Genomic DNA, 23,144 nt, shown 5'->3' on the forward strand with positions numbered 1-23,144 from the left:
TGCCTCATCCCTTCACCGCCCCCGCGCTGAAGCCGGTGATCAGCCACTTCTGGATGAAGGCGAAGACGATCACCACGGGTACGGCCGCGACGATGCCGCCGGCGGCGAGTGCGCCGAGGTCGACGCTGTCCGCGCTCATCAGGGTGTTGAGGCCGACCGGGATGGTCTGCTTGCTCTGGTCGGAGAGGAACATCAGGGCGAAGAGGAAGTGGTTCCAGGCGTGTACGAAGGCGAAGGAGCCGACGGCGATCAGCCCGGGCCGCAGCAGCGGGAGGACGACGATGCGGAACGCGGCGAAGCGGTTGCAGCCGTCGACCCAGGCGGCCTCTTCCAGGGACTGCGGGACGTTCCGGATGAAGCCGCTGATCAGGATCATCGAGAGTGGTAGTTGGAAGACGGTCTCCGCGAGGATGACACTGCCGAGCGAGTTGATCATCTGGAGCTTGGCGAAGATCTGGAACAGCGGGACCAACAGCAGGGCGCCCGGCACGAATTGGGAGCAGAGCAGGGCCAGCATGAACGCGCGCTTGATCCTGAACTCGAAGCGGGCGAGCGCGTAGCCGCCGGCCAGCGCGACCACGGTGGTGAGGATCAGGGTGGCCACACCGACGTAGACGCTGTTCTGGAAGTAGACGCCGAAGCTGCGTTCGGTCCACACCTTCTGGAAGTGGTCGAGGGTCATCGGCCAGGGCACGAGGGAGGTCGAGCCGGCCGGGCGGAACGCGAAGAGGAGAATCCAGTAGAAGGGGATCAGGGTGAAGACGAGGTAGATGCCCAGGGGTACGTAGATCTGCCAGCGCGGGACCTCGTCCCAGGCGCGGCGGACCTTGCGCGGCTGCTGCGGTGCGGCGGACTCGCGCTCGCGGGCCGGAGCGATCTCGGTGATCACTTGTCGCCGCCTCCGAACTTACTCAGGCGCAGATAGATGATCGAGAAGAAGAGAAGGATGACGAACGCGACCGTGGTGAGGGCCGACGCGTAGCCGAAGTTGTGGGCTTCGACGCTGGTGTTGGCGACGTAGAGCGGGAGCGTGGTCGTCTCGCCGGCCGGGCCGCCGCCGGTCAGGGTGTAGAGGAGGTCGACGTTGTTGAACTCCCATACCGCGCGCAGCAGTGTGGACAGCACGATCGCGTCCTTGAGGTGCGGCAGGGTGATGTGCAGGAACTGCTTGAAGCGGTTGGCGCCGTCGACCTCGGCGGCCTCGTACAGGTCCTTCGAGACGGACTGGAGGTCGGCGAGGATGAGGATCGCGAAGAAGGGGACGCCTCGCCAGAGGTCCGCAACGACCGCTGCGGAGAAGACAGTTGAGGGGTCCGAGAGCCAACTCGTGCCGTACTGGCCGATGCCCATGTCGGCGAGGTAACGGGTCACGCCTGTCTGGGAGTTGTAGAGCAGCACCCAGATCGCGGAGGTCAGGACGCCCGACACGGCCCAGGGGGAGAACACCAGCGCGCGGCCGATGGACCGGCCCACGAAGGTCTGGTTGACGATGAGGGCGAGGGCGAGACCGAAGAGAAGTTGGAGGCCCACCTCTACGACGACCCACTTGGCGCTGAACGTCAACGTGTCCCAGAACTGGGGGTCGTTGGTGAAGGCGTGGGTGAAGTTGTCGAGACCCGCGAAGCCGTTGCGCCACGGTTTGGTGGGGTTGTAATTCTGCAGGCTGTAGTAGAAGACGCTGATGACCGGGTAGGCGATGAAGCCCAGCATGAGCAGCGCCGCCGGGGCGATCAGCAGGTACGGAAGCCTGCGCGGGGTCGCGGAGGCACGGCGCCGCCGGGGTGGCGCGGGCGGTTTCGCCACGGCTGCGGCTTGGGCCATGACTGTTCTCCGTTCAGTACAGGACGCTCAGTGCAGGAAGCGCTTGCTTTACAGGCATGGGAAGGTGCTCAACCGGCGTACGGATCAGGCACCTTGCCCGGCCGGGCCAGGAACTCGAAGTCGCAGCCGGTGTCCGCCTGGGTGATCTGTTCGTTGTAGAGCGCGCCGTAGCCGCGCTCGTACCGTGCGGGCGGTGGCGTCCACTCCGCCCGCCGTCGCTCCAACTCCTCGTCGTCCACGTTGAGTTGGAGGGTGCGCGCCTCGACGTCCAGGGTGATGGCGTCCCCGGTCCTGACGAGCGCCAGTGGTCCGCCGACGTACGACTCGGGCGCGATGTGCAGCACGCACGTGCCGTAACTCGTCCCGCTCATCCGGGCGTCGGAGATCCGGACCATGTCCCGGACGCCCTGCTTGAGGAGGTGGTCGGGGAGCGGGAGCATGCCGTACTCGGGCATGCCGGGGCCGCCCTTGGGGCCGGAGTTGCGCAGCACGAGCACGCTGTCGGCGGTGATGCCCAACTCCGGTTCGTTGATGGTGCGTTGCATGGTCCGGTAGTCGTCGAACACGACCGCGGGGCCGGTGTGTTTGAGCAGGTGCGGTTCGGCGGCGATGTGCTTGATCACCGCGCCGTCGGGGCAGAGGTTGCCGCGCAGGACGGCGACCCCGCCCTCGCTCGCCACCGGGTTGTCGCGCGGGCGGATCACGTCGTCGTTGTGCACCTGGGCGCCGTCGAGCTGCTCGCGCAGGGTGTCGTACGAGACCGTCGGCCGGTCCAGGTGGAGCAGGTCCGTGATCCGGGAGAGGAAGCCGGGGAGGCCGCCGGCGAAGTGGAAGTCCTCCATGAGGTACGTCCGTCCGCCGGGCCGTACGTTCGCGAGGACCGGGACCGTGCGGGCGATGCGGTCGAAGTCGTCGAGCGTGAGGTGGACGCCCGCGCGGCCGGCCATGGCGATCAGGTGGATCACCGCGTTGGTGGAGCCGCCGAGGCCGAGGACGGCGGTGACGGCGTCCTCGAAGGCTTCCTGGGTGAGGATCGACGAGAGAACACGCCCCTTGTGGACTTGTTCAACGATCCTCATGCCGGATTGCGCGGCCATCCGATCGTGCCCCGAGTCCACGGCGGGAATGCTCGACGCGCCCGGCACGGTCACGCCCAGCGCCTCCGCCGCCGCCGTCAGCGTGGACGCCGTCCCCATGGTCATGCAGTGCCCGGGCGAACGCGCGAGGCCGCTCTCCAACTCGGTCATCTCGCACTCGCCGATGAGGCCGGCGCGCTTGTCGTCCCAGTACTTCCACATGTCGGTGCCGGAGCCGAGGATCTCGTTGCGCCAGTGGCCCGGCAGCATCGGCCCGGCGGGGACGAAGACGGTCGGCAGGTCGACGGAGGCGGCACCCATCAGGAGCGCGGGCGTGGACTTGTCGCAGCCGCCCATCAGCACGGCACCGTCCACGGGGTACGACCGCAGCAGTTCCTCGGTCTCCATCGCGAGGAGGTTGCGGTAGAGCATCGGGGTCGGCTTCTGGAAGGTCTCACTGAGGGTGGAGACCGGGAATTCGAGCGGGAAGCCGCCGGCCTGCCACACGCCCCGCTTCACCGCCTGGGCGCGCTCACGGAGGTGCACATGACAGGGATTGATGTCGGACCAGGTGTTGAGGATCGCGATGACGGGCTTGCCGAGGTGTTCCTCGGGGAGGTAGCCGAGCTGGCGGGTCCGGGCCCGGTGGCTGAAGGAGCGCAGCCCGTCGGTGCCGTACCACTGGTGGCTTCTGAGCTCTTCCGGTGCCTTCATATGGACCATCCGGCGGCTATCGCGGCGACTTCGGCGCGCTCGCTCTCGGGCAGGGGCCTGCTGGGCGGGCGGACCTCGCGGCGGCAGAGCCCGAGGGACGCAAGCGCTTCCTTGACGATCGTGACGTTGTTCGCGGAGCCGTTTGCGGCCCTTAGTTCCTCAAAACGGCGGATCTGCTCCCACACCTTCATCGCCCCCGGATAGTCCCCTGATCGAAGCGCTTCGATCATGTTCAGCGAAACGGACGGGGCGACGTTCACGAGCCCTGAGGTGAAGCCGGTGGCGCCCGCCGAGAAGTAGGAGGGCGCGTACGGTTCGGCCAACCCGGCCACCCACACGAAGCGTTCGAGCCCCGCGTCCCGGGCGAAGGCGGCGAAGCGGGCCGCGTCGGGGACGGCGTACTTGACGCCGATGACGTTCGGGCAGTCGTCGGCGAGTTCGGCGAGGCGGTCGCCGAGGAGTTGGGCGTTGCGGATGTACGGGACGACGCCCAGGTCGGGCACGGCCTCGGCGATGGCGCGGTGGTAGTCGACCCAACCGCCCTGCGAGACGTAGGGGTGGACGGGCTGATGGACCATCACCATCTGGGCGCCGAGGTCGCGGGCATGCCGGGCGGAGGCGATGGCGGTGGGTACGTCGTGCCCGACGCCGACGAGGATCGCGGCGCGCCGGCCCGCCTCGTCGATGGTCAACTCGGTTACGAGCTGGCGCTCTTGAGGGGTGAGGGCGTAGAACTCGCCGGTGTTCCCGTTGGGCGTGAGGATCTTGACCCCGCCGTCGAGCAGGCGGCGCAGCAGGGCCCGGTGGGTGTCCTGGTCGACGGTGCCGTCCTCGGCGAACGGGGTCACCGGGATCGCCACCACGTCGGCCAGGGCTGCCCGTTGGGTCTCGAACGCCGCCGTCATGCCCGACCGTCCTCTCCGTGGGTGTCCCGCCCTTGGGTCTCCAACTCCGTGCCGGGGAAGGCCCGTTGCACGAACGACGCGATGTGGGCGTGCAGCGCGGTGGCCGCGCCGTCCGCGTCACCGTCGAGGGCGAGCCGCAGGATCTCCCGGTGTTCGCCGGCCTCCCGTTCCCAGGAGGGCGAGGCGGCCCAGGCGACGGTGGAGACGAGGGCGGCCTGGTCGCGGACCTCGTCGAGCATCCGGCCGAGCAGCGGGTTGCCGCACGGCAGGTACAGGGCGCGGTGGAACTCCCGGTTGGCGAGGGAGCGTTCGGCGGTGTCGGTGGCCTCGTCGGCCATGGTCAGGGCGTCGCGCGCGGCGTCCAGGGAGGCGTTGCGTCGTACGGCACGCCGGAGCGCCTCGGGTTCGAGGAGCAGTCGGACGTCGTACACCTCGCGCGCCATGTCCGCGTCCACCATGCGCACCGTGACGCCCTTGTACTGGTTCATCACGACGAGCCCGGTACCGGCCAGGGTCTTGAGCGCCTCGCGCACCGGGGTCTTGGACACCCCGAACTGTGCGGCGAGGTCGGTCTCGACCAGTGGCTGACCTGGCGTCAACTGCCCGGTGAGGATGCGGTGTTTGATCCCTTCCAGCACGAACTGCGTGCGGGACGGGATCGGCGTGGGCACAGAGGTCATGCGCGCCTCTCGGATGTCACGTGGCTGCGGTCGCGTATCGCGTCTCATATATGACGTATGAAGTACGACGCGTTGAAGGTAGGAGCGGCCCTGTGTTTCGTCAATGCTTCTGACAAAGGAACGAGAAAGCGCTTCACACGGTCTTGGTGACGCCTTCGAGCGCGGCCGAGGTCCGGCCGGGGAAGATCGCGGCGGCGCGTTCCAGGGCCGCTTCGCGGGTGAGAGTGGGTCCCACGTGGGTGATGAGGAGTTCGCGCGCGCCTTTGGCGCAGGCCCCCGCGTCTTCCGGCGTGAGGTGGACCTGCCGTTCGCCTTCGCGATGCCGGTCGATGTCGGCCTCGCAGAGGAACACGTCGGCGCCGCCCGCGAGTTCGGCGAGCGCCTCGCAGGGTCCACTGTCCCCGGAGTACCCCAGGACACTCCCCTGGCACTCGGCGCGCAGCCCGTACGCCTCGGTGTCGTGGGCGACCGCGCGTGCGGTGAGCCGGAGGTTCCAGTGCCGGACGGCGTGGCCGTCGTAGAGCGGCCGGAAGTCGAAGACACCGCTCAGGAACCGTACGTCCGGCTGCCCGAAGAACCCGGCGAGCCGGCGTGCGCAGTCCTGCGGGGCGTAGAGCGGGATCGGTGCGGCCGGGGTCATCCCGCCGAAGGCGAACGCGTAGGCCGCCGCGAGGAGATCGGCGCTGTGGTCGGCGTGCAGATGCGAGATCCAGATCGCGGTGAGCCGCGCCGGATCCATGTGCCGCTGCAACTCGGCGAACGTCCCCGTCCCCGCGTCCACCCACACCTCAGCGCCGCCGCCGCGCAGCAGATACCCGGAACACGGGCGGCCGGGACGCGGATGCGGGGAGGCGGTGCCTAGGACGGTCAGACTGAGAGGCATGGTGGGGAAGAGTACGGTTCCGGGACCCACGGCGCTCATATTTCGGGGCGGTCTGTGGAGGCTGGGGGCGAGGTGGGCTATGGGCCGGATTCGGGGCGTTCGCCGGGGTCCGGCTACGCGGGGTCCTGGGCGTGGGGCGCCTAGGCCTTCCACCCCGGGTCACGCCCACTGAGCCCCAACGCCCGGTCCAGCAGCGGCGCTTCGTCCGGTACCGGGACCACCGGGCCGAAGATTCCTCCCCCGCGGCTCGGGTCCTGCGTGGCCGCGAGGAGGAAGCCGTACGACGTCTGGAGCGCGGCCGGATCGGGCTCGTAGGGACGGCCGGTGGCCACCGCCAAGTCCCAGCCGTGGATGACCAGTTCGTCGGCGACAACCGCTGCGGCGACCGCGCCGGGGAGGTCGACGCCGCCCGCGCGGGTCATGCCGGTCCAGGCGGCCGGGTCGCGCCAGGCCTCGGCCAAGTCATCGAGGGCCTTGGGCAGTTCCTCGCGCCAGCCGGGGCCGATGTCCGGCGCGGCGGCACCCGGATTGGTGTCGGTCGTGGCGCCCAGGTCCTTGCGCGCGGCGTCGCGAAAGGCGACGGACAGCCCGAGCACGTGCCCCACCAGATTGCGTACGGCGAGCTCGGGGCACGGCGTCCCGTCCGTCAGCTGCTCGTCGGTCACCCCCTCGGCGAGCCGCGCGATGACCCGGGTCTGCGGGCCGAGGTCCAGGATCGTGTCGTCGGTCATGCGAATCTCCTCAGGGGGCCGAAAGCGGATTGGACTCCGCTCATGAGGTAGACCGACAGCGGCCCCGAAACTCATCGCGCACCCCCACCGCACCCCGCCGCACCCCCACCGCACCCCCACCCCCACGCATTTCTACGGCACCTGCCCGATGCCGCCACCTCCGCCTTAGACCCACGATGACCAGGCATGACGACAAACTGGACGGTGACCCGCATCCTCCGGGACCGCAACGCGGGGCTGTATTTCGTGGGCCTGGTCGTGTCCGCCTTCGGCTCGTCCGCGATGAACCTGGCGGCCGGCGTGTGGGTGAAGGACCTCACCGGCTCGAACGGCCTGGCCGCGCTCTGCGTGTTCGCGATCTGGGCGCCGACCCTGTTCGGCCCGGCCCTCGGCACGATCGCCGACCGGGTCCGCCGCAAACCGCTGCTGATCTGGACGAACCTCGGCCTGGCCGCCCTCCTCCTCGCCCTCTTCGGCGTCCACTCCCGCGCCGGCCTGTGGCTCCTGTTCACCGTCCTGTTCGTCTACGGCACGACCATCGTCGTCCAGGACCCCGCCGAGTCGGCCCTCCTCGCCACCGTCGTCGACCGGGACCTCCTCGGCGACTTCAACGGCCTGCGGATGACGGCCGTGGAGGGCATGAAACTGGTCGCGCCGCTGACGGGCGCGGGCCTGTACGCCGCGTTCGGCGGGCCTACGGTGGCCGCTCTGGACGCGGTCACGTTCGCGCTGGCGGCCGGCCTGTGGCTGTTCGTCCGCGCGCACGAGGAGCGGCCCGAGCGCCCCACCGGCACCTGGCGGACGCAAACCGCCGAAGGCGTACGCGAGTTGTGGCGACATCCCCTGTTGCGCCCGCTGGTCCTGGCGGGCGGGGCCACGATGTTCCTCGCCTCCCTGAGCAGCAGTACGACCTACGCGCTCGTCGACGCCCTCGGGCACGCCCCGACCTACACCGGCGTGCTGTACACGGCCCAGGGCGCCGGCTCGGTGGCGGTCGGACTGGTCTCCGGGCCCGCGCTACGCCGGCTCGGCGCGCGTCGGTTCGGGGCGGCCGGGATCGCGCTCACGGCGGTCGCGGTGGCCGCTCGGGCGGTGCCGTCCGACCCGGTGGTCCTGGCGAGCAGCGCGGCGATCGGACTGGGGCTGCCGTGCGTACTGATCGCCGCGTTCACCGCTGTGCAGGGCGAGTTGCCGGGTCCGCTGCTCGGCCGAGCGACCGCCACCGCCAACACCCTGATCTTCACGCCGAACGTGATCGGACTGGCGGCGGGGGCGGCGCTGGTCGAACTGGCCGACTACCGGCTCCTGTTGGTCCTGATCGGCCTGGCGTTGCTCACAACGAGCGCTTCACTGGCGCTGCTCGGGACGGGAGCATCCCGCGCTCAGAGCCCGGCCAGCGCCGACCGCACCTCCGCCAGGTCTCCGTCCGACGCCAACCCCGCGTGATAGAGCCGCAGTTCGGTCGCCCCGAGCCCGCGCGCCCGTGCCGCGTCCGCCGCCAGCGCTCCCGGCCGTCCCCCCATTCCGGAGACCACGGTGAAGTTGGCGGCCAACACGGCGCCGTCGCGGGCCTGTTCGGCGAACGGGGTCAGCAGTCCCGTGCCGCCCGCGCAGGGCACGACCACGCCGTCGGCCACGGACAGGATGTACCGGGGGTCCACGCCCGCGTTGGCGCCGACGTGGTACGAGACCGGGTCCGCGTGCAGCAGCACCTGGAAGCCGTCGGGCGCGGCGGCCCGGACCGCGGCGACCGCCGTCTCCTGGAGCGTGCGGGCCCTGTCGTCACGCCATGCACGCGTGGTCGTCGCGTGCGCGTCGCCGAGGAGTTTCTCGACCCCCGCCCAGCCTCCGTCGGAGGGTGCCCCCTGCCACACCGGTTCGAGTGCGGCGCGTACGGCGGACGCCAACTCCTCGGCGTCGGCGCCCTGTTCACCGTAGCCCTGTCGGCAGGTCGGGCAGAAGCACAGGGACATCAGGTACTGGCCGGCGTCCCCGAGGCCGATTCCGGCGGTCTTGTCGTGGGCGTGCAGGTGGGTGAGGCCGTACCAGCCGAGGGACTCCAGTTCGGTGCCGCGCGCGCCGGGTCGTACGGCCGCCTCGGCGGCGAGGTCGACGAGGTACGCGCGCGTGGCGGGCTGGGCGATGCAGGGTGCCCAGGGGTAGCGGTCGCCGTAGGCGTTGACCACCGAGGTGTCCGGATGGTCGGCGCCCAGGCGGGAGTTGTGGGCGAGCACGACCCAGGTGTGCACCTCAAGGCCCGCGTCCGCGAGGGCGGCGGCGGCCTCTCCGTAGGCGTCGCCGGGGGCCCAGTCGCCGGCCGCGTACGGCCTCAACTCCCGCCCCTGCCAACGGGTGTCCGTGGGGTACAGGACGGCCGCGTGCTCGGCGGTGACGATGCGGTGGCGCGGGTGGCGGGGGGTCAGCGCGCGCGTGGAGTGGTACGCGGAGGCGAGGGTCGCCTGCTGGACGCCGAGTTCGGCGATCCTGCCGCCCGCCTCCGGGTCGCCGTTGACGTCCCAGGGGTAGACGAAAGCCGACGCCTTCACGCGCCCTCCTCGATCAACGCGTAGCCGCGCTCGATGAGTTGGGCGAGTTGCTTGACGTGGTCCTCGGTCGGTTCGGTCAGCGGTGGGCGGACCTCGCCGACGTCCAACCCCCGCATCCGCACGCCCGCCTTGACGAGCGAGACGGCGTAACCGCGGCCCTGGGCGCGCAGTTCGACGAACGGCAGGTAGAAGCCGTCCAGGAGGCGGTTGGCCGTGGTGTCGTCGCCGGTGGCGAGTGCCCGGTGGAAGGCGAGCGCGATCTCGGGGACGAAGCAGAACACGGCGGAGGAGTAGAGGGTGATGCCGATGCCCCGGTAGGCGAGCTGGGTCTGTTCGGCGGTCGGCAGTCCGTTGAAGTACAGGAAGTCGCCCGGGACTTCGGCGCGTACGGTGCTCACGATCCGCTGCATCAGGTCGAGGTCGCCGAGGCCGTCCTTGAAGCCGATGATGCCGTCGGTGCGGGCGAGTTCGACGACCGTGGCGGGGGTGAACACGGCGTTGTCGCGCTGGTAGACGATGACCGGCAGCGCGGTCGCCGCGGCCACCTCCCGGTAGTGCCGCAGCAGCCCCTCCTGGCCGGCGACCACCAGGTACGGCGGCATGGCGAGCAGGCCGTCCGCCCCGGCGGACTCCGCGAGCCGTGCGTACCGTACGGCGAGCGCGGTGCCGTAGCCCGCGCCCGCGACCACCGGCACCCGGCCTTCCGTCGCCTCCACCGCGGCCCGGACGCACGCCTCGAACTCCTCGGGCAGCAGCGCGTGGAACTCCCCGGTGCCGCAGCACGCGAACACGGCGGCGGCACCGGCCTCGACACCCCGGCGGACATGTGCGCGGTAGACGTCGAGGTCGACGGAGCCGTCGGGGCCGTAGGCGGTGACGGGGAAGAACAGCGGCCCGCTGGGGATACTGAGCCGGTCGGCGAGAGGGGCTGGCGTCACGGGCTCTCCCTTGAACAAGGCGCGTACGTTCTTCTGATCAATGTCTACATCTCTGAACAACCTCACCCTAAGGAGCCGCCTCAGGGCGGGTCAAGCAGGCAAATGAGCAAGAAGGAAGCAGATTTCCCAGGTCCACGCGACACTTGACGGACACGACGACCGATCCCTAGCTTGTCCACGCATGTGAATATGATTCATGGATGAGGCCGTAGCTCCGACCCGATCCGTCATCGACCCCAAGGAGACCTGGGATGCCCGCTCCCCGCACCGTCCTGCTCACCGGCGCCGCAGGCGGAGTCGGCACCCTGATGCGGGACCTGCTCCCCTCCTACGGCTACGACCTGCGCCTGCTGGATCTGAACCCGATCGAGGGCGAGCCGGACGCGATCACCGCCGACCTCTCCGACCGGGCGGCGCTCCGCGAGGCGGTACGGGGCGTCGACGCGATCGTCCATCTCGCGGGCATCTCCCTGGAAGCCTCCTTCGACAAGATCCTCAAGTCGAACATCGAGGGCACGTACAACCTCTACGAGGCCGCCCGCGAGGAGGGTGTCCCCCGCATCGTCTTCGCGTCCTCCAACCACGCGGTGGGCTACACCCCGAGGCCGCAGCACGACACACCTCCTGATTCAAGGGTGCTCATCCCGGTCGACACCCCGCACCGCCCCGACACCTTCTACGGCCTGTCCAAGTGCTTCGGCGAGGACCTCGCGCAGCTCTACTGGGACAAGCACGGCCTGGAGACCGTCTCCGTGCGCATCGGCTCCTGCTTCCCTGAGCCCCGCAACGTGCGCATGCTGTCGGTCTGGATGAGCCCCGCCGACGGCGCCCGCCTCTTCCACGCGGCCCTGACCGCCGAGGACGTACAGCACACCGTCGTCTACGGCTCCTCCGCCAACACCCGTCTGTGGTGGGACCTCTCGACCGCGCGGGCGCTCGGCTACGAGCCGCAGGACGACTCCGAGCCGTACGCCGAGAAGATCGTCGCCGAGCAGGGCGAGCTCCGGCCGGGCGTCGAGGCGCACGCCTACTTGGGCGGCCACTTCGTGAACGACCCGCCGATCTGGCCGTACTGACGAAAAAGGGACTCCACGGCGACGGGCGGGCACCGAACGGGCCCGCCCGCCGCCGTGTTCGGGCACGGAAGCTGCCCGATCCCACGCCCCGGCGCACAGCCGCGCAGGTCCGCGACGGGCACACCTCACGGTAAACGGTCACACACGGGCAGCATCGGGCGTGCAACAGGCCTGGTCAGTGCCGCGCACCCGCTGTAGAACTTCCCCCAAGGGTCCCACCGGGCCCGAACGGGCAGTACTCCAGATGAGCGGGAAGGCGGTGTCGGCCATGAGCACGAGTTCGGCGGAGGAACGTCAGCGGGAGATCGTGCGGGTCGCGCGCCGCACCGGCTCGGTCGACGTCACCGCGCTCGCCGCCGAGCTGGGCGTGGCCAAGGAGACCGTACGGCGCGATCTGCGCGCCCTGGAGGACCACGGGCTGGTCCGCAGGACCCATGGCGGCGCCTACCCCGTGGAGAGCGCCGGTTTCGAGACGACGCTCGCCTTCCGCGCCACCAGCCACGTTCCCGAGAAGCGCCGGATCGCGGTCGCCGCGGCCGAGCTGCTCGGGGACGCCGAGACGGTCTTCGTCGACGAGGGCTTCACCCCCCAACTCATCGCCGAGGCGCTGCCCAGGGACCGACCGCTGACCGTGGTCACCGCGTCCCTGCCCGTGGCGGGCATACTCGCCGAGGCCGAGAACACCTCGGTGCTGCTGCTCGGCGGCCGGGTCCGGCACGGCACCCTCGCCACCGTGGACCACTGGACGACGAAGATGCTCGCCGGCTTCGTCCTCGACCTCGCCTTCATCGGCGCCAACGGCATCTCCCGCGAACACGGCCTGACCACGCCCGACCCCGCGGTCAGCGAGGTCAAGGCACAGGCCATCCGGGCCTCCCGGCGCACCGTGTTCGCGGGCGTCCACACCAAGTTCGGGGCGGTCAGTTTCTGCCGGTTCGCCGAGATCGGCGCCCTGGAGACGATCGTCACAAGCACGCTGCTCCCGTCGGCCGAAGCCCACCGCTACTCACTGCTGGGGCCACAGGTCATACGCGTCTAGAGCGTCACGAGCATCTAGAACGCCGTTTGGAATTCCAACTCACTCTCCACGTAGGGCGCAGCCATGCCCGGCTCGCGCCTTTATCTCCCCATATCTGCAGGAGCGATCCATGCGAACCCAGAGCCGACGACGGCCGCCGCGAGCCACGCTCGCCCTGGCCGCCGTAGGGACGCTGCTCGCCCCGCTGCTCTCCGGCTGCTGGGTCGGAGCGGGCGGCGCCGGATCAGGCGGCAACTCGATCAACGTCCTGATGGTCAACAACCCCCAGATGACCGAACTCCAGAAGCTGGCCCCGCACTTCACGAAGGAGACCGGCATCAAGGTCAACTTCACGGTGCTGCCTGAGAACGACGTCCGCGACAAGATCAGCCAGGACTTCGCCAACCAGGCCGGCCAGTACGACGTCGCGACCCTCTCCAACTACGAGATCCCGATCTACGCCCGCAACGGCTGGCTGCACGAGATGGACTCGTACGTCGCGAAGGACCCGGCCTACGACGAGCAGGACATCCTCAAGCCGATGCGGGAGTCCCTGACCGCGGACGACGGCAAGCTCTACGGGCAGCCGTTCTACGGCGAGTCGTCCTTCCTGATGTACCGCAAGGACGTGCTCGCCGATAAGGGCCTCACCATGCCCGCACACCCGACCTGGACCCAGGTGGCCGACATAGCCGCCAAGGTCGACGGCGCGAAGCCGGGCATGAAGGGCATCTGTCTGCGCGGACTGCCCGGCTGGGGCGAGCTGATGGCGCCGCTGACCACCGTCGTGAACACCTTCGGCGGCACCTGGTTCACCAAGGACTGGAAGGCGCAGCTCGACTCCCCCGCGTTCGAGCAGGCGACGAAGTTCTATGTCGACCTCGTCCGCAAGCACGGTGAGTCCGGCGCGGCCCAGTCCGGCTTCGCCGAGTGCCTCAACAACATCACCCAGAGCAAGGTCGCCATGTGGTACGACGCCACCTCGGCGGCCGGATCACTGGAGGCCAAGGGCTCCCCGGTGAAGGGCAAGATCGGCTACGTCCCCGCCCCCGTCGAGAAGACCGACTCCTCCGGCTGGCTCTACACGTGGGCCTGGGGCATCCAGAAGGCGTCCCACAACTCCGACAAGGCCTGGAAGTTCGTGTCCTGGGCGTCCAGCAAGGAGTACGAGCAGTTGGTCGGCGACACGGACGGCTGGTCCAACGTGCCGGCCGGCAAGCGCGCCTCGACGTACACGAACCCCGACTACGTCAAGGAGGCCGCCGCCTTCCAGGAGATGACGAAGGCGGCCATCGAGGGCGCCAAGCCCAACGACCCCGGCGTGCAGCCGCGGCCCGCGCCCGGCATCCAGTTCGTCGACATCCCCGAGTTCACCGACCTCGGCACCAAGGTCTCCCAGGAGATCAGCTCGGCCATCGCCGGACGCCAGTCCGTCGACTCGGCCCTGAAGAACTCCCAGAAACTCGCCGAGAAGATCTCCAAGGAGTACGAGGGACGATGACCGCCACGACAACGGCCCCTCTGGCCGCCGCTCCAGCACGCACCGCGCGTCCGCCCTCCGACCGGCTGCGCGCCTGGGCCACCCGCGCCCCGCTGCTCCCCGCCCTCGTGTTCATGATCGTCGTGACCCAACTCCCGTTCGTGGCCACGCTGGTGATCTCCTTCTTCGACTGGAACGCCCTCTACCCGAAGGCCCGCCACTTCACCGGTTTCGACAACTATCAGCAGGTCCTCAGCGACGCCGACCTGCGCCACTCCGTGTGGACGACCGTCCTGCTCACCGTCGCGGTCGTGCTGGCCAGCCTGGTCCTGGGCCTGCTCCTCGCGCTGCTCCTGGACCGGAAGTTCCGGGGCCGGGGCTTCGTCCGCACCCTGCTGATCGCCCCGTTCCTGGTGGTGCCGGTGGCCGCGGCCCTGCTCTGGAAGCATGTGCTCTACAACCCTGAATACGGCCTGCTCAATGGGCTGTTGCACTATGTGGGCGGCCCACAGCCGGACTGGATCTCCAACAACCCGCTGCTCGCGGTGGAGGCCTCGCTGGTGTGGCAGTGGACGCCGTTCATGATGCTGATCCTGCTGGCCGGGCTGCAGAGCCGCGACCAGCAGCAGATCGAGGCCGCGAAGGTGGACGGCGCGAACGACTGGCAGGTCTTCCGCTACCTGACCCTCCCGCACCTGCGCCGCTACCTCGAACTCGGCGGTCTGCTGGGTTCGATCTACATCGTGCAGAACTTCGACGCGGTCTTCACGATCACGTCGGGCGGCCTGGGCACCGCCAACCTGCCCTACACCGTCTACCAGAGCTTCTACCAGGCCCACGAGAACGGCCTCGCCTCGGCGGCCGGCGTCCTGGTCGTCATCGGCTCGATCATCATCGCGACCTTCGCCCTGCGCGTCGTGTCGTCCCTGTTCCGTGAGGAGGCGTCCCGCGCATGAGCAGCATCGCCGTACGCGCGCGTGCCCGCCGCAAAGGCTCGGGCCTCGGCCTGGTGGCCTGGCTTCTCGGCATCGTGTTCTTCCTGCCCATCGCCTGGATGGCGCTGACGTCCTTCCACTCGGAGACCGACGCGGCGACCAACCCGCCGTCCTTCGGGGCCGCCCTCACCCTGGACAGCTACCGGGAGTTCTTCGGCACGGGCGGCGGCGCGAGCCCCTGGCCCGCACTCGTCAACTCGCTGGTCGCGTCGGTGGCTTCGACGCTCTTCGTGCTGCTGCTGGCGTTCCCGGCGGCCTACGCACTGTCGATCCGTCCGGTGAAGAAGTGGACGGACGTCCTGTTCTTCTTCCTGTCCACGAAGATGCTCCCGGTGGTGGCGGGCCTGCTGCCGATCTACCTGTTCGCGAAGAACGCCGGGATGCTGGACAACATCTGGCTCCTGGTCATCCTCTACACCTCGATGAACCTGCCGATCGCGGTGTGGATGATGCAGTCCTTCCTCGCCGAGGTCCCGGTCGCCGTCATCGAGGCGGCACAGATCGACGGCGCCCGGCTGCCGACCATCCTCGCGCGCGTGGTGGCCCCGATCGCCCTCCCCGGTATCGCGGCAACCGCCCTGATCTGCTTCATCTTCAGCTGGAACGAGCTGCTGTTCGCCCGCGTGCTCACAGGCGTGGTGGCGGAAACCGCCCCCGTCTTCCTGACCGGCTTCATCACCAGCCAGGGCCTGTTCCTGGCCAAGGTGTGCGCCGCGTCGCTCGTCATCTCCCTGCCGGTGCTCGCCGCGGGGTTCGCCGCCCAGGACAAGCTGGTCCAGGGCCTCTCCTTGGGAGCCGTCAAATGAAGGCCGCCGTCATCGAGTCCGTGGGCCGCGCCGTCGTCACCGAGGTCCCGGACCCGACGCCGGGCCCCCGCGAGGTCGTCGTCGAGGTCGCCGCCTGCGGGCTGTGCGGCACCGATCTGCACATCCTCCAGGGCGAGTTCGCGCCCAAGCTGCCGATCGTGCCGGGCCACGAGTTCGCCGGCGAGATCGTCGCGGTCGGCACCCAGGTCACCGAGGTCTCGGTCGGCGACCAGGTGGCCGTGGACCCGTCTCTCTACTGCTACGAGTGCCGGCAGTGCCGCAACGGCCACAACAACCTCTGCGAACGCTGGGCCGCGATCGGCGTCACCACGGCGGGCGGCGCGGCCCAGTACGCACTCGCCCCCGTGGCGAACTGCGTGAAGCTCCCCGAGCACGTACGCACCCAGGACGCGGCCCTCGTAGAGCCCCTGTCGTGCGCGGTGCGCGGCTACGACGTCCTCAAGTCACGCCTCGGCGCGCACGTCCTGATCTACGGCTCCGGGACCATGGGCCTGATGATGCTGGAGCTGGCGAAGCGCACCGGTGCGGCGAGCGTCGACATCGTGGACCTGAACCCGGCCCGCCTGGAGACGGCCCGCACGCTGGGTGTCTCCGGGTCCGCGGCGAACGCGGACGAGCTGGACCGGCCGCAGGGCTGGGACCTCGTCGTCGACGCGACCGGCAACGCGGCGGCGATCCAGGACGGCCTGGAGCGGGTGGCGAAGGCGGGCACGTTCCTTCAGTTCGGGGTGGCCGACTACGCGACCCGGGTGTCGATCGACCCGTACCGCATCTACAACCAGGAGATCACCATCACCGGCTCCATGGCGGTGCTGCACAGCTTCGAGCGGGCGGCGGAGCTGTTCGCGAACGGGGTCCTCGACCCGGAGATCTTCATCAGCGACCGGATCGAGCTGGAGCGCTACCCGCAGGCGCTGGAGCAGTTCGCGGCCGGAGTGGGCCGGAAGATCGTGGTGATTCCATAGGGAATCGGAGGTTTCAGGAGGGGTCCGGGCCGGGGTTTCGGGGTTCCACCAATTGGCCGCTTGGTAAGGGAACGGCAAAATGGTCTCGCGCGTTCACCAGTCATGACAGCTATGACCCCCGGCTCGAACATCCCTCTCTCCGCCGCGCGCGTGACGGTGGACGTCGCCGCCCCGGTGCGGCTCGACGTATCGGGCCTGCTGCTCACGGGCGACGGCAAGGTGCGCTCCGACGACGACTTCATCTTCTACAACCAGCCCACGGGCCAGGGCGTGACGTACCGCTCCGGCGGCGGTACGGCACCCGACGCGATCACCGTCGACACCGGCGCCGTCCCGCCGGGCATCGAGAAGATCGTCGTCACCGCCAGCCCGGACGCGGCCGGCCAGAGCTTCCAGGGCATCGAGCCCACGGCCACGATCCGCAACGCGGACGACAACAGCGTCCTGGGCACCTTCACGCCCCCGCAGCTCGGCGCCGAGACGGCACTGGTGGTCGTGGAGATCTATCTGCGCAACGGTGTCTGGAAGGCCCGCGCGGTCGGTCAGGGCTACGCGAACGGCCTGGCGGGCATCGCCACCGACTTCGGCGTCTCGGTGGAGGAGCCGGCCGCGGCTCCGGCGCCGGTGGCCCCGCCCACCCCCACGGTGCAGACCCCGGTGGCACCCCCGGTACCCGCCGCTCCCCCGGCCCCGCCCGCCGCACCCCCGCTCGGCGCCGGAAAGATCAACCTCGACAAGGGCCGCGTCAGCCTCCAGAAGAACCAGACGGTGTCCCTGGTCAAGGGCGGCCGCGCGCTGCTCTCCCAGGTCAAGATGGGCCTCGGCTGGGAGCCCGCGTTCCGCGGCAAGGACATCGACCTGGACGCCTCGGTCATCGCCTACGGCCCGCAGCGCAACCACATCGACAGCTGCTACTTCGGCAAGCTGTCGATTCTGAACGGCGCGGTGAAGCACTCCGGTGACAACCTCACGGGCGAGGGCGGCGGTGACGACGAGGTGATCGTCGTCGACCTCGGCCGCCTCCCCGAGAATGTCACCGCCCTGGTCTTCACGGTCAACTCCTTCTCCGGCCAGAAGTTCACCGAGGTCGCCAAGGCCTACTGCCGCCTCCTGGACGCCGCGACCGGCGAGGAACTGGTCCGCTTCGACCTCACCAGCGCCGAGGCCCAGACCGGCGTGATGATGGCCAAGCTGATCAAGCAGTTCTCCGGCGAGTGGGACATGACAGCGATGGGCGACTTCGTGAAGTCCCGCACGGTGAGAGGCATGGTGAAGCCTGCGGCACAGGCACTGTAGGCAGTTCTACGACCGCTGCGGGCGCCCCTTTCGAGGGGCGCCCGGCGTTTTTCAGCCCCCGGCCGGGGGCCGTAGCCCGTCCGTCAGCAGGGACAGGTAGCGGCGGATGAACTTCCCCTGGCCGTCCGCCAGTTCGGAAGCCGTGGACACCCCGTGGGCCAGCCGCAGGACCTCGATCGGCTCGATGTCCTGACGCAGGGTCCCCTCCCGCTGCGCCGCCTCCACCAGCCGCTGCGCCGCGCCCTTCATATGCGTGCCGCAGGCCGTGAGCGCGAGATTGCCGCCGTCCGTCACGGCCGAGCCCAACAGGGCCTTCATGCCCCGCACTTGAATCGTGCCGACGCACACCTCGTACAGCCACTCGGCCAGCGCCTCGCCCGACGGCAGTTCCTTCGCGAGCTCGTCCGCGCGGGACGCAAGCGCCTCGATCCGGTCGACGTAGGCCGCCTCCAGCAGCGCCTGCCGGGTCGGGAAGTGCCGGTACAGCGTGCCCGATCCGACGCCCGCACGCTTGGCGATGTCGTCGAGGGACGCGTTCTCCCCGTGCTCGGCGAAAGCCTCCGCCGCCACCGCCAGCAGCCGCTCGTAGTTGCGCCGGGCGTCCGCGCGCATGGGTCTGACCTGCGCCATCCAGATACTCCTTGCGAACCGGGGACCGTCTCCGTATCTTACCGAGTATTAAACGGAGACAGTCCCCGCTTATCTCTGCGGGCAGTCCGTGCTGCCCGCACGCCTTTCACGCGGGGACGCCAGACCGGGAGAACTCCATGTCCACCCCGTCCGCACCGTCCACCACCCCCGATGCTCTCTCCGCACCACCCCGGGCCGCCAGGCTCGGGACCGTCCTCTTCGTCATCGTCACCGCCTACCTGATGGTCGGCGTCGACGCCACCGTCGTCAACGTCGCACTGCCCGACATCCAGAAGGACCTCGACTTCAGCCCCACCGGCCTGTCCTGGGTCCTCAACGCCTACACGCTCGCCTTCGGCGGGCTGCTCCTGCTCGGCGGCCGGGTCGGGGACATCGTCGGCCGCCGCCGTACGCTCACGATCGGCGTGCTGCTCTTCGCCTCGTCCTCCCTGCTCGGCGGACTGGCCACCGACAGCGCCTGGTTGCTCGCGGCCCGCGCGCTCCAGGGCGTGGGCGCCTCGCTCATCGCGCCCAACACGCTCGCCCTGATCACCACCAACTTCCCGGAGGGCCCGCGCCGTCACCACGCGCTGGGCATCTACACGTCCATGGCCGGCATCGGCGCCTCGATAGGCCTGGTCATCGGCGGCATGCTGACCTCCTGGGCGTCCTGGCGCTGGTCCCTGCTGATCAACGTGCCGATCGGCGTCGCCGTGGCCCTGGCACTGCCCCGCTTCGTCGGCGAAACCCCGCGGCACGCAGGGCGGTTCGACGCGGCCGGCGCACTCACCGGCACCGCCGGGATGACCTCACTGGTGTACGCGTTCATCCGGGTCTCCTCGGACGGCTGGGGCGATCTCCAGGCGCTGTTGGGGTTCAGCGCCGCGGCGGCCCTGCTGGCCGGCTTCACTCTGGTCGAGTCCCGCGCCGCCCAACCCATCATGCCGCTGCGCCTGTTCGCCAACCGCAACCGGGCGGGCGGCTACGTGGGCGTCCTGCTGCTGCCCGCGGGCATGTTCGGCGCGTTCTACTTCCTCACCCTGATCAGTCAACGGGTCCTGGACTACAGCCCGTTGCGCGCGGGCTTCGCCTTCCTGCCGTTGACCCTGGCGATGTTCACGGTCGTCCGCTTCGTACCGCGTCTGCTCGGCCGCCACGGCGCCAAGCCGATCCTGCTGACGGGCATGACCCTGCTCGTCGCATCGGCGGGGTGGCTCTGGCAACTCCGGCCCGGCGACGGCTACTTGACCGGTCTCCTCGGCCCCCTGCTCCTGATGGGCATGGGCGTCGGCCTCAGCTTCATGCCGCTCAACGCGACGATCCTCGCGGGCATCGAGCCCCGCGAGGCGGGCGCCGCTTCGGGCCTTCTCCAGACCCTGCAGTGGCTCGGCGGCACCCTCGGCCTGGCCATCCTGGTCACGGTCTACGGCACGGCGACCCGGCACGCGACCGGATCGCCGTCCGCCGTCCTCGTCCACGGCTCGGCCCGCGCGTTCGGCGTCGGCGCGCTGATCGCCCTGACCGCGCTGCTGGTGTCGGCGTTCGTGATCACCGGCAGGAAGACCGAGGGGGCTGCCCGGAGCGCGTCTTCCTGACGGGTTCGCCGGGCGGATCAGCGCTCCGGGTTCGCAGGGACCGTCGTCACCTGCGCACCCGGAGCACATGGTTCCGTTCAGTGCGCCGGCGGTGGACCGGCGCTCTGCTCGGCCGCTCGTGTGTCTAGGCTCTTGAGCGTCCGGGATGCGCCCGGAGGCCCGGCGGTACCGGCGTTCAGACGGCGCCGCAGGACGAGCGCCCACCACAGGAAGCCGACAGCCAGGACGACCGACACCGTCACCGCGTTCTGGTTGTTCTCCGCGGGGAACGTGAGCACGGCGATGACGATGCCGCACCACAGGAGTGCGAACCCGACGACGGGGTTCAGCCAGCGGCCGAGGTCGAAGACCCCTTTGGTGGCCGCGGGAATCGTGCCGCGTCGTTCGGCGACCGCCGTGGCGGTCATCGTCAGCGCGTAGGTCAGGTAGTAGGTGAGCCCGACCATCGCGTAGATCTTGCCCACGAGACCGGAGTTGAGCAGGTTGAGTACGACGGCCACGACGGTGACCGCGACGATGGCCGTGATCGGGGCCCTGCTGCGCCGCCCGACGCGCTGCAGGCCCTTCGACGCGGGGAGCATGTTGTCCCGGGAGAGCGCGAAGACCATCCGGGTGGCGACCGCCATGTTGGCGATGAGGCAGGCGAAGATGGAGGCGAAGGCCACCACGATCATCAGCGCCCGGGCGAACGGCCCGACCTGCTGCGAGACGAGCTTCAGGACCGGGTTCTCCGATCCGGTCAGGAAGGCCGCAGGACTGCTCGGCAGAGCCATCGCCAGCAGGGCGAAGACCACGAAGCCGATGATCCCGGAGACGACGACCGAGCGGAACATGGCGCGTGGCGCCGCCCTGCGCGGGTCGACCGTCTCCTCGGCGAGGTCCGCCGCGCCCTCCCACCCGAGGAGCACGTAGACCGGCAGCAGACCGGCCAGCGCGACACTCGTCAGTGTGACCGGCTTCCCGGTCAGCGGCTTGGCGTCGGCGAGGATCGCCAGGCCCTGGGTGTGCTTGAAGAACACCAGGACACCCGCGGCCAGGACCAGCACCAGGACGAACGTGCCGATCAACTCGATCGACGCACCGATGTTGTTGATCCGGGTCGCGACCTTGACCCCGATGATGTTGAGCGCGGCGGCGACGAGGGTGCAGCCGATGGACAGCGCCTGGATCTGGTGGGTGGTCGGGTGCCGCCAGATCTCCGGGGCGAAGACCGTGCCAACCGCCGCGGCGGTCCCGGCGGTGCCCGCGAGGAAGGAGACCAGCGCGATCCAGCCGGTGAACCAGCCGAAGTGCGGCCCCACCAAGCGGCTGGACCACTGGTAGGCGTAGCCGGTGATCGGCATCCGCCCCGACAGGTGTGCGTAGACCGCGACCAGGGTGAGCACCATGGGCAGGACCAGCAGCCACAGCAGCACCGCCGCGCCGCCGACCCGCGAGAACGGGTCGGTGAACAGGGTGACGATGCCGGTGTTGATCGAGACCATCGAGAAGGCGAGCGCGAACGCGGTGAAGGAACTCATCGACCGGTTCAGCTGCTGGCCGTAGCCCAGCGCCGCGAGGTCGTCGGCATCGGTGGTTCTCGCCGGCAGGTCTTCGGCAGCGGTCATGACAGCTCTCCCGTCCTGGTCCCGGCGGTCTTCTCGACCTCGGTCAGCACCTCGTCCAGGACGTCGAGGGCGGTCGCCAGGTGGTCCCGGCTGATGTCGAGCGGCGGTTTGACCTTGATCAGGTTGCCGAGTCCGGCGTAGCGGCTCTCGCCGAAGATGACGCCGCGCTGCTGGGCCAGCTCGAACACGGCGTGTGCCTCGGTGGTGGCCGGCTCCTTGGTGACCCGGTCGCGGACCAGCTCGATCGACACCATCAGTCCCGGTGAGCGTACGTCGCCGATGAGCGGGTGGCGGGTCTGCATCTCGCGCAGCCGTCCGGTGGCGTACTCGCCGTGCGCGGCGGCGCGGTCGCACAGGCCGTCGTCGATGATCGCCCGGACGGCGGCGAGGCCGGCGGCGACGGAGACGGGGAACTGGCCGAAGGTGAGCTGGTCGTCGCCGGGGAGGAAGGCGGCGAAGCGGTCCTTGGCCAGTACTCCGGCGAGGGGGAAGCCGCCGCCGACGCCCTTGCCGAAGACGAGGACGTCGGGCTCGATGCCGTAGTGGTCGCCGGCCCACATGCTGCCCGTGCGGCCGAGGCCGGTCTGTACCTCGTCGATGATCAGCATGATGCCGAGTTCGTCGCAGATCTCGCGGATGCCGCGGTGCCAGCGCGCGGAGAAGGCGTTGTGGCCGCCGTTGCCCTGGATGGGCTCGTAGATCAGCGCGGCGACGGGGCCTTCGGTGCCCTTGGTGAGGATGTCGCGGACGATCTGGAGTGTCAGCTCGGTGTCCTGGTCCGCGGTCAGGCCGGGGCGCGGCCGGTACTGGTCGGGCCGCGGGAGCCGGAGGAACTGCGGCTGGAGTATCCCGAAGGCGTTGCCCGGGTGGGGCCAGCTCGCGGCCATGGTGGTGATCGAGCGGCCGTGGTAGGCGTCGTGCAGGACGGCCACGTGCCGGGCGTCGGGGCGGTTGCGCAGGGCGAGCTTGAGCGCCATCTCCACCGCCATCGAGCCGTGCAGCGTGAAGCCGACGCGGTCGAGACCGGCGGGGGCTATCGACACGAGCAGTTCGGCGAGTTCCAGCAGGGCGGGGGTGTGGAACGTCGGCCGGGCGTGGGTGAGTTGCCGGGTCTGCTCGATCGCCGCTTCGATGACGCGCGGGTCGTTGGCACCGAGGTTGTTCGACCAGGCCTGCGCGGTGCAGTCGATGTACTGCCTGCCCGCCTCGTCCCACACGAGCGAGCCGCGTGCCTTCACGAGCGTGAGCTTGTCCGGATCGCCGCCCGCCGGCTCGTGCAGCAGGACCTCGCGGCCCCGGGCGTGGACCTGTTCCTGATGGATGAGGGTGTCTGTCACGGCGACTCCGTCTCGGGTGTGAGC

21 protein-coding genes are annotated in these 23,144 nt (G+C 69.8%); 9 read left to right on the forward strand and 12 right to left on the reverse strand.

Features of this window, described 5'->3' with window-relative positions:
* Positions 1–4: 4 nt before the first annotated feature.
* The 7 genes from AB0I69_RS30775 to AB0I69_RS30805 all read right to left on the reverse strand — a co-directional run bounded on the left by AB0I69_RS30775 (position 5) and on the right by AB0I69_RS30805 (position 6,810).
* The gene (locus AB0I69_RS30775; RefSeq protein ID WP_363098993.1) at positions 5–889 is read right to left on the reverse strand and encodes a carbohydrate ABC transporter permease; all 885 of its coding nucleotides are present in this window, start codon (positions 887–889) and stop codon (positions 5–7) included.
* Entirely contained in the window at positions 886–1,821 is a 936-nt protein-coding gene (locus AB0I69_RS30780; protein WP_363098994.1) for a sugar ABC transporter permease, read from the reverse strand. The genes AB0I69_RS30775 and AB0I69_RS30780 overlap by 4 nt, the downstream gene beginning before the upstream one ends.
* 68 nt (positions 1,822–1,889) lie before the next feature.
* Positions 1,890–3,620 carry an L-arabinonate dehydratase gene (gene araD / locus AB0I69_RS30785; protein ID WP_363098995.1) on the reverse strand — a complete coding sequence of 577 codons (1,731 nt, stop codon included), beginning with the start codon at positions 3,618–3,620 and terminating at the stop codon, positions 1,890–1,892.
* Positions 3,608–4,516, reverse strand: coding sequence for a dihydrodipicolinate synthase family protein (locus AB0I69_RS30790; protein ID WP_363098996.1), 909 nt, complete (start codon positions 4,514–4,516; stop codon positions 3,608–3,610). Before AB0I69_RS30790 ends, araD begins: the two co-directional genes overlap by 13 nt.
* On the reverse strand, positions 4,513–5,196 hold the full coding sequence (locus tag AB0I69_RS30795) for a GntR family transcriptional regulator (protein WP_363098997.1): 684 nt from the start codon (positions 5,194–5,196) through the stop codon (positions 4,513–4,515). Before AB0I69_RS30795 ends, AB0I69_RS30790 begins: the two co-directional genes overlap by 4 nt.
* A 133-nt stretch (positions 5,197–5,329) precedes the next feature.
* Positions 5,330–6,079 carry an MBL fold metallo-hydrolase gene (locus tag AB0I69_RS30800; RefSeq protein ID WP_363098998.1) on the reverse strand — a complete coding sequence of 250 codons (750 nt, stop codon included), beginning with the start codon at positions 6,077–6,079 and terminating at the stop codon, positions 5,330–5,332.
* 140 nt (positions 6,080–6,219) lie between these two features.
* Positions 6,220–6,810 carry a TIGR03086 family metal-binding protein gene (locus tag AB0I69_RS30805; RefSeq protein WP_363098999.1) on the reverse strand — a complete coding sequence of 197 codons (591 nt, stop codon included), beginning with the start codon at positions 6,808–6,810 and terminating at the stop codon, positions 6,220–6,222.
* Positions 6,811–6,996: 186 nt separating this feature from the next.
* Between AB0I69_RS30805 and AB0I69_RS30810 the strand changes: the two genes are divergently transcribed.
* Positions 6,997–8,256: an MFS transporter gene (locus AB0I69_RS30810; protein ID WP_363099000.1), complete on the forward strand. Its 1,260-nt coding sequence runs from the start codon at positions 6,997–6,999 to the stop codon at positions 8,254–8,256.
* Here AB0I69_RS30810 and AB0I69_RS30815 read toward each other — a convergent pair.
* Both AB0I69_RS30815 and AB0I69_RS30820 read right to left on the reverse strand, forming a co-directional pair.
* On the reverse strand, positions 8,193–9,356 hold the full coding sequence (locus tag AB0I69_RS30815) for a hypothetical protein (protein ID WP_363099001.1): 1,164 nt from the start codon (positions 9,354–9,356) through the stop codon (positions 8,193–8,195). The genes AB0I69_RS30810 and AB0I69_RS30815 overlap by 64 nt on opposite strands.
* A complete protein-coding gene (locus tag AB0I69_RS30820; RefSeq protein ID WP_363099002.1) occupies positions 9,353–10,294 on the reverse strand; it encodes a 5-dehydro-4-deoxyglucarate dehydratase in 942 nt (313 codons plus the stop codon). The genes AB0I69_RS30815 and AB0I69_RS30820 overlap by 4 nt, the downstream gene beginning before the upstream one ends.
* Before the next feature lie 251 nt (positions 10,295–10,545).
* Between AB0I69_RS30820 and AB0I69_RS30825 the strand changes: the two genes are divergently transcribed.
* From AB0I69_RS30825 to AB0I69_RS30855, 7 genes are all read left to right on the forward strand, one after another.
* A complete protein-coding gene (locus AB0I69_RS30825; protein WP_363099003.1) occupies positions 10,546–11,370 on the forward strand; it encodes an NAD(P)-dependent oxidoreductase in 825 nt (274 codons plus the stop codon).
* A 268-nt stretch (positions 11,371–11,638) separates the two neighbouring features.
* Positions 11,639–12,409, forward strand: coding sequence for a DeoR/GlpR family DNA-binding transcription regulator (locus tag AB0I69_RS30830; RefSeq protein WP_363099004.1), 771 nt, complete (start codon positions 11,639–11,641; stop codon positions 12,407–12,409).
* Between the two features lie 109 nt (positions 12,410–12,518).
* Positions 12,519–13,889, forward strand: coding sequence for a sugar ABC transporter substrate-binding protein (locus tag AB0I69_RS30835; RefSeq protein WP_363099005.1), 1,371 nt, complete (start codon positions 12,519–12,521; stop codon positions 13,887–13,889).
* Complete coding sequence (locus AB0I69_RS30840) at positions 13,886–14,824, forward strand: sugar ABC transporter permease (protein ID WP_363099006.1); 939 nt, start codon at positions 13,886–13,888, stop codon at positions 14,822–14,824. The genes AB0I69_RS30835 and AB0I69_RS30840 overlap by 4 nt, the downstream gene beginning before the upstream one ends.
* Complete coding sequence (locus tag AB0I69_RS30845) at positions 14,821–15,669, forward strand: carbohydrate ABC transporter permease (RefSeq protein WP_363099007.1); 849 nt, start codon at positions 14,821–14,823, stop codon at positions 15,667–15,669. Before AB0I69_RS30840 ends, AB0I69_RS30845 begins: the two co-directional genes overlap by 4 nt.
* A complete protein-coding gene (locus tag AB0I69_RS30850; protein WP_363099008.1) occupies positions 15,666–16,655 on the forward strand; it encodes a zinc-dependent alcohol dehydrogenase family protein in 990 nt (329 codons plus the stop codon). Before AB0I69_RS30845 ends, AB0I69_RS30850 begins: the two co-directional genes overlap by 4 nt.
* 111 nt (positions 16,656–16,766) lie before the next feature.
* Positions 16,767–17,951, forward strand: coding sequence for a TerD family protein (locus AB0I69_RS30855; protein WP_363099215.1), 1,185 nt, complete (start codon positions 16,767–16,769; stop codon positions 17,949–17,951).
* A gap of 51 nt (positions 17,952–18,002) precedes the next feature.
* Here the strand turns inward: AB0I69_RS30855 and AB0I69_RS30860 are convergent, their stop codons facing one another.
* On the reverse strand, positions 18,003–18,581 hold the full coding sequence (locus AB0I69_RS30860; RefSeq protein WP_363099009.1) for a helix-turn-helix domain-containing protein: 579 nt from the start codon (positions 18,579–18,581) through the stop codon (positions 18,003–18,005).
* 137 nt (positions 18,582–18,718) lie between these two features.
* On the opposite strand from AB0I69_RS30860, the gene AB0I69_RS30865 reads away from it, so the two are divergent.
* A complete protein-coding gene (locus AB0I69_RS30865) occupies positions 18,719–20,176 on the forward strand; it encodes an MFS transporter (RefSeq protein WP_363099010.1) in 1,458 nt (485 codons plus the stop codon).
* A gap of 77 nt (positions 20,177–20,253) precedes the next feature.
* On the opposite strand, the gene AB0I69_RS30870 is transcribed toward AB0I69_RS30865, so the two are convergent.
* Complete coding sequence (locus AB0I69_RS30870; protein ID WP_363099011.1) at positions 20,254–21,783, reverse strand: amino acid permease; 1,530 nt, start codon at positions 21,781–21,783, stop codon at positions 20,254–20,256.
* Complete coding sequence (locus AB0I69_RS30875) at positions 21,780–23,120, reverse strand: aminotransferase class III-fold pyridoxal phosphate-dependent enzyme (RefSeq protein WP_363099012.1); 1,341 nt, start codon at positions 23,118–23,120, stop codon at positions 21,780–21,782. Before AB0I69_RS30875 ends, AB0I69_RS30870 begins: the two co-directional genes overlap by 4 nt.
* Positions 23,121–23,144 lie beyond the last annotated feature (24 nt).

The organism is Streptomyces sp. NPDC050508 (assembly GCF_040655155.1).
Classification (GTDB): Bacteria; Actinomycetota; Actinomycetes; order Streptomycetales; family Streptomycetaceae; genus Streptomyces.

Excerpts from the sequence above, each read along its gene's own strand:
- AB0I69_RS30840 (WP_363099006.1), top strand. The coding sequence starts at position 13,886 with ATGACCGCCACGACAACGGCCCCTCTGGCCGCCGCTCCAGCACGCACC.
- AB0I69_RS30795 (WP_363098997.1), bottom strand. The coding sequence starts at position 5,196 with ATGACCTCTGTGCCCACGCCGATCCCGTCCCGCACGCAGTTCGTGCTG.
- AB0I69_RS30825 (WP_363099003.1), top strand. The coding sequence starts at position 10,546 with ATGCCCGCTCCCCGCACCGTCCTGCTCACCGGCGCCGCAGGCGGAGTC.
- araD (WP_363098995.1), bottom strand. The coding sequence starts at position 3,620 with ATGGTCCATATGAAGGCACCGGAAGAGCTCAGAAGCCACCAGTGGTAC.
- AB0I69_RS30860 (WP_363099009.1), bottom strand. The coding sequence starts at position 18,581 with ATGGCGCAGGTCAGACCCATGCGCGCGGACGCCCGGCGCAACTACGAG.
- AB0I69_RS30850 (WP_363099008.1), top strand. The coding sequence starts at position 15,666 with ATGAAGGCCGCCGTCATCGAGTCCGTGGGCCGCGCCGTCGTCACCGAG.
- AB0I69_RS30800 (WP_363098998.1), bottom strand. The coding sequence starts at position 6,079 with ATGCCTCTCAGTCTGACCGTCCTAGGCACCGCCTCCCCGCATCCGCGT.
- AB0I69_RS30835 (WP_363099005.1), top strand. The coding sequence starts at position 12,519 with ATGCGAACCCAGAGCCGACGACGGCCGCCGCGAGCCACGCTCGCCCTG.
- AB0I69_RS30805 (WP_363098999.1), bottom strand. The coding sequence starts at position 6,810 with ATGACCGACGACACGATCCTGGACCTCGGCCCGCAGACCCGGGTCATC.
- AB0I69_RS30790 (WP_363098996.1), bottom strand. The coding sequence starts at position 4,516 with ATGACGGCGGCGTTCGAGACCCAACGGGCAGCCCTGGCCGACGTGGTG.
- AB0I69_RS30780 (WP_363098994.1), bottom strand. The coding sequence starts at position 1,821 with ATGGCCCAAGCCGCAGCCGTGGCGAAACCGCCCGCGCCACCCCGGCGG.
- AB0I69_RS30830 (WP_363099004.1), top strand. The coding sequence starts at position 11,639 with ATGAGCACGAGTTCGGCGGAGGAACGTCAGCGGGAGATCGTGCGGGTC.
- AB0I69_RS30855 (WP_363099215.1), top strand. The coding sequence starts at position 16,767 with ATGACCCCCGGCTCGAACATCCCTCTCTCCGCCGCGCGCGTGACGGTG.
- AB0I69_RS30845 (WP_363099007.1), top strand. The coding sequence starts at position 14,821 with ATGAGCAGCATCGCCGTACGCGCGCGTGCCCGCCGCAAAGGCTCGGGC.
- AB0I69_RS30865 (WP_363099010.1), top strand. The coding sequence starts at position 18,719 with ATGTCCACCCCGTCCGCACCGTCCACCACCCCCGATGCTCTCTCCGCA.
- AB0I69_RS30810 (WP_363099000.1), top strand. The coding sequence starts at position 6,997 with ATGACGACAAACTGGACGGTGACCCGCATCCTCCGGGACCGCAACGCG.
- AB0I69_RS30870 (WP_363099011.1), bottom strand. The coding sequence starts at position 21,783 with ATGACCGCTGCCGAAGACCTGCCGGCGAGAACCACCGATGCCGACGAC.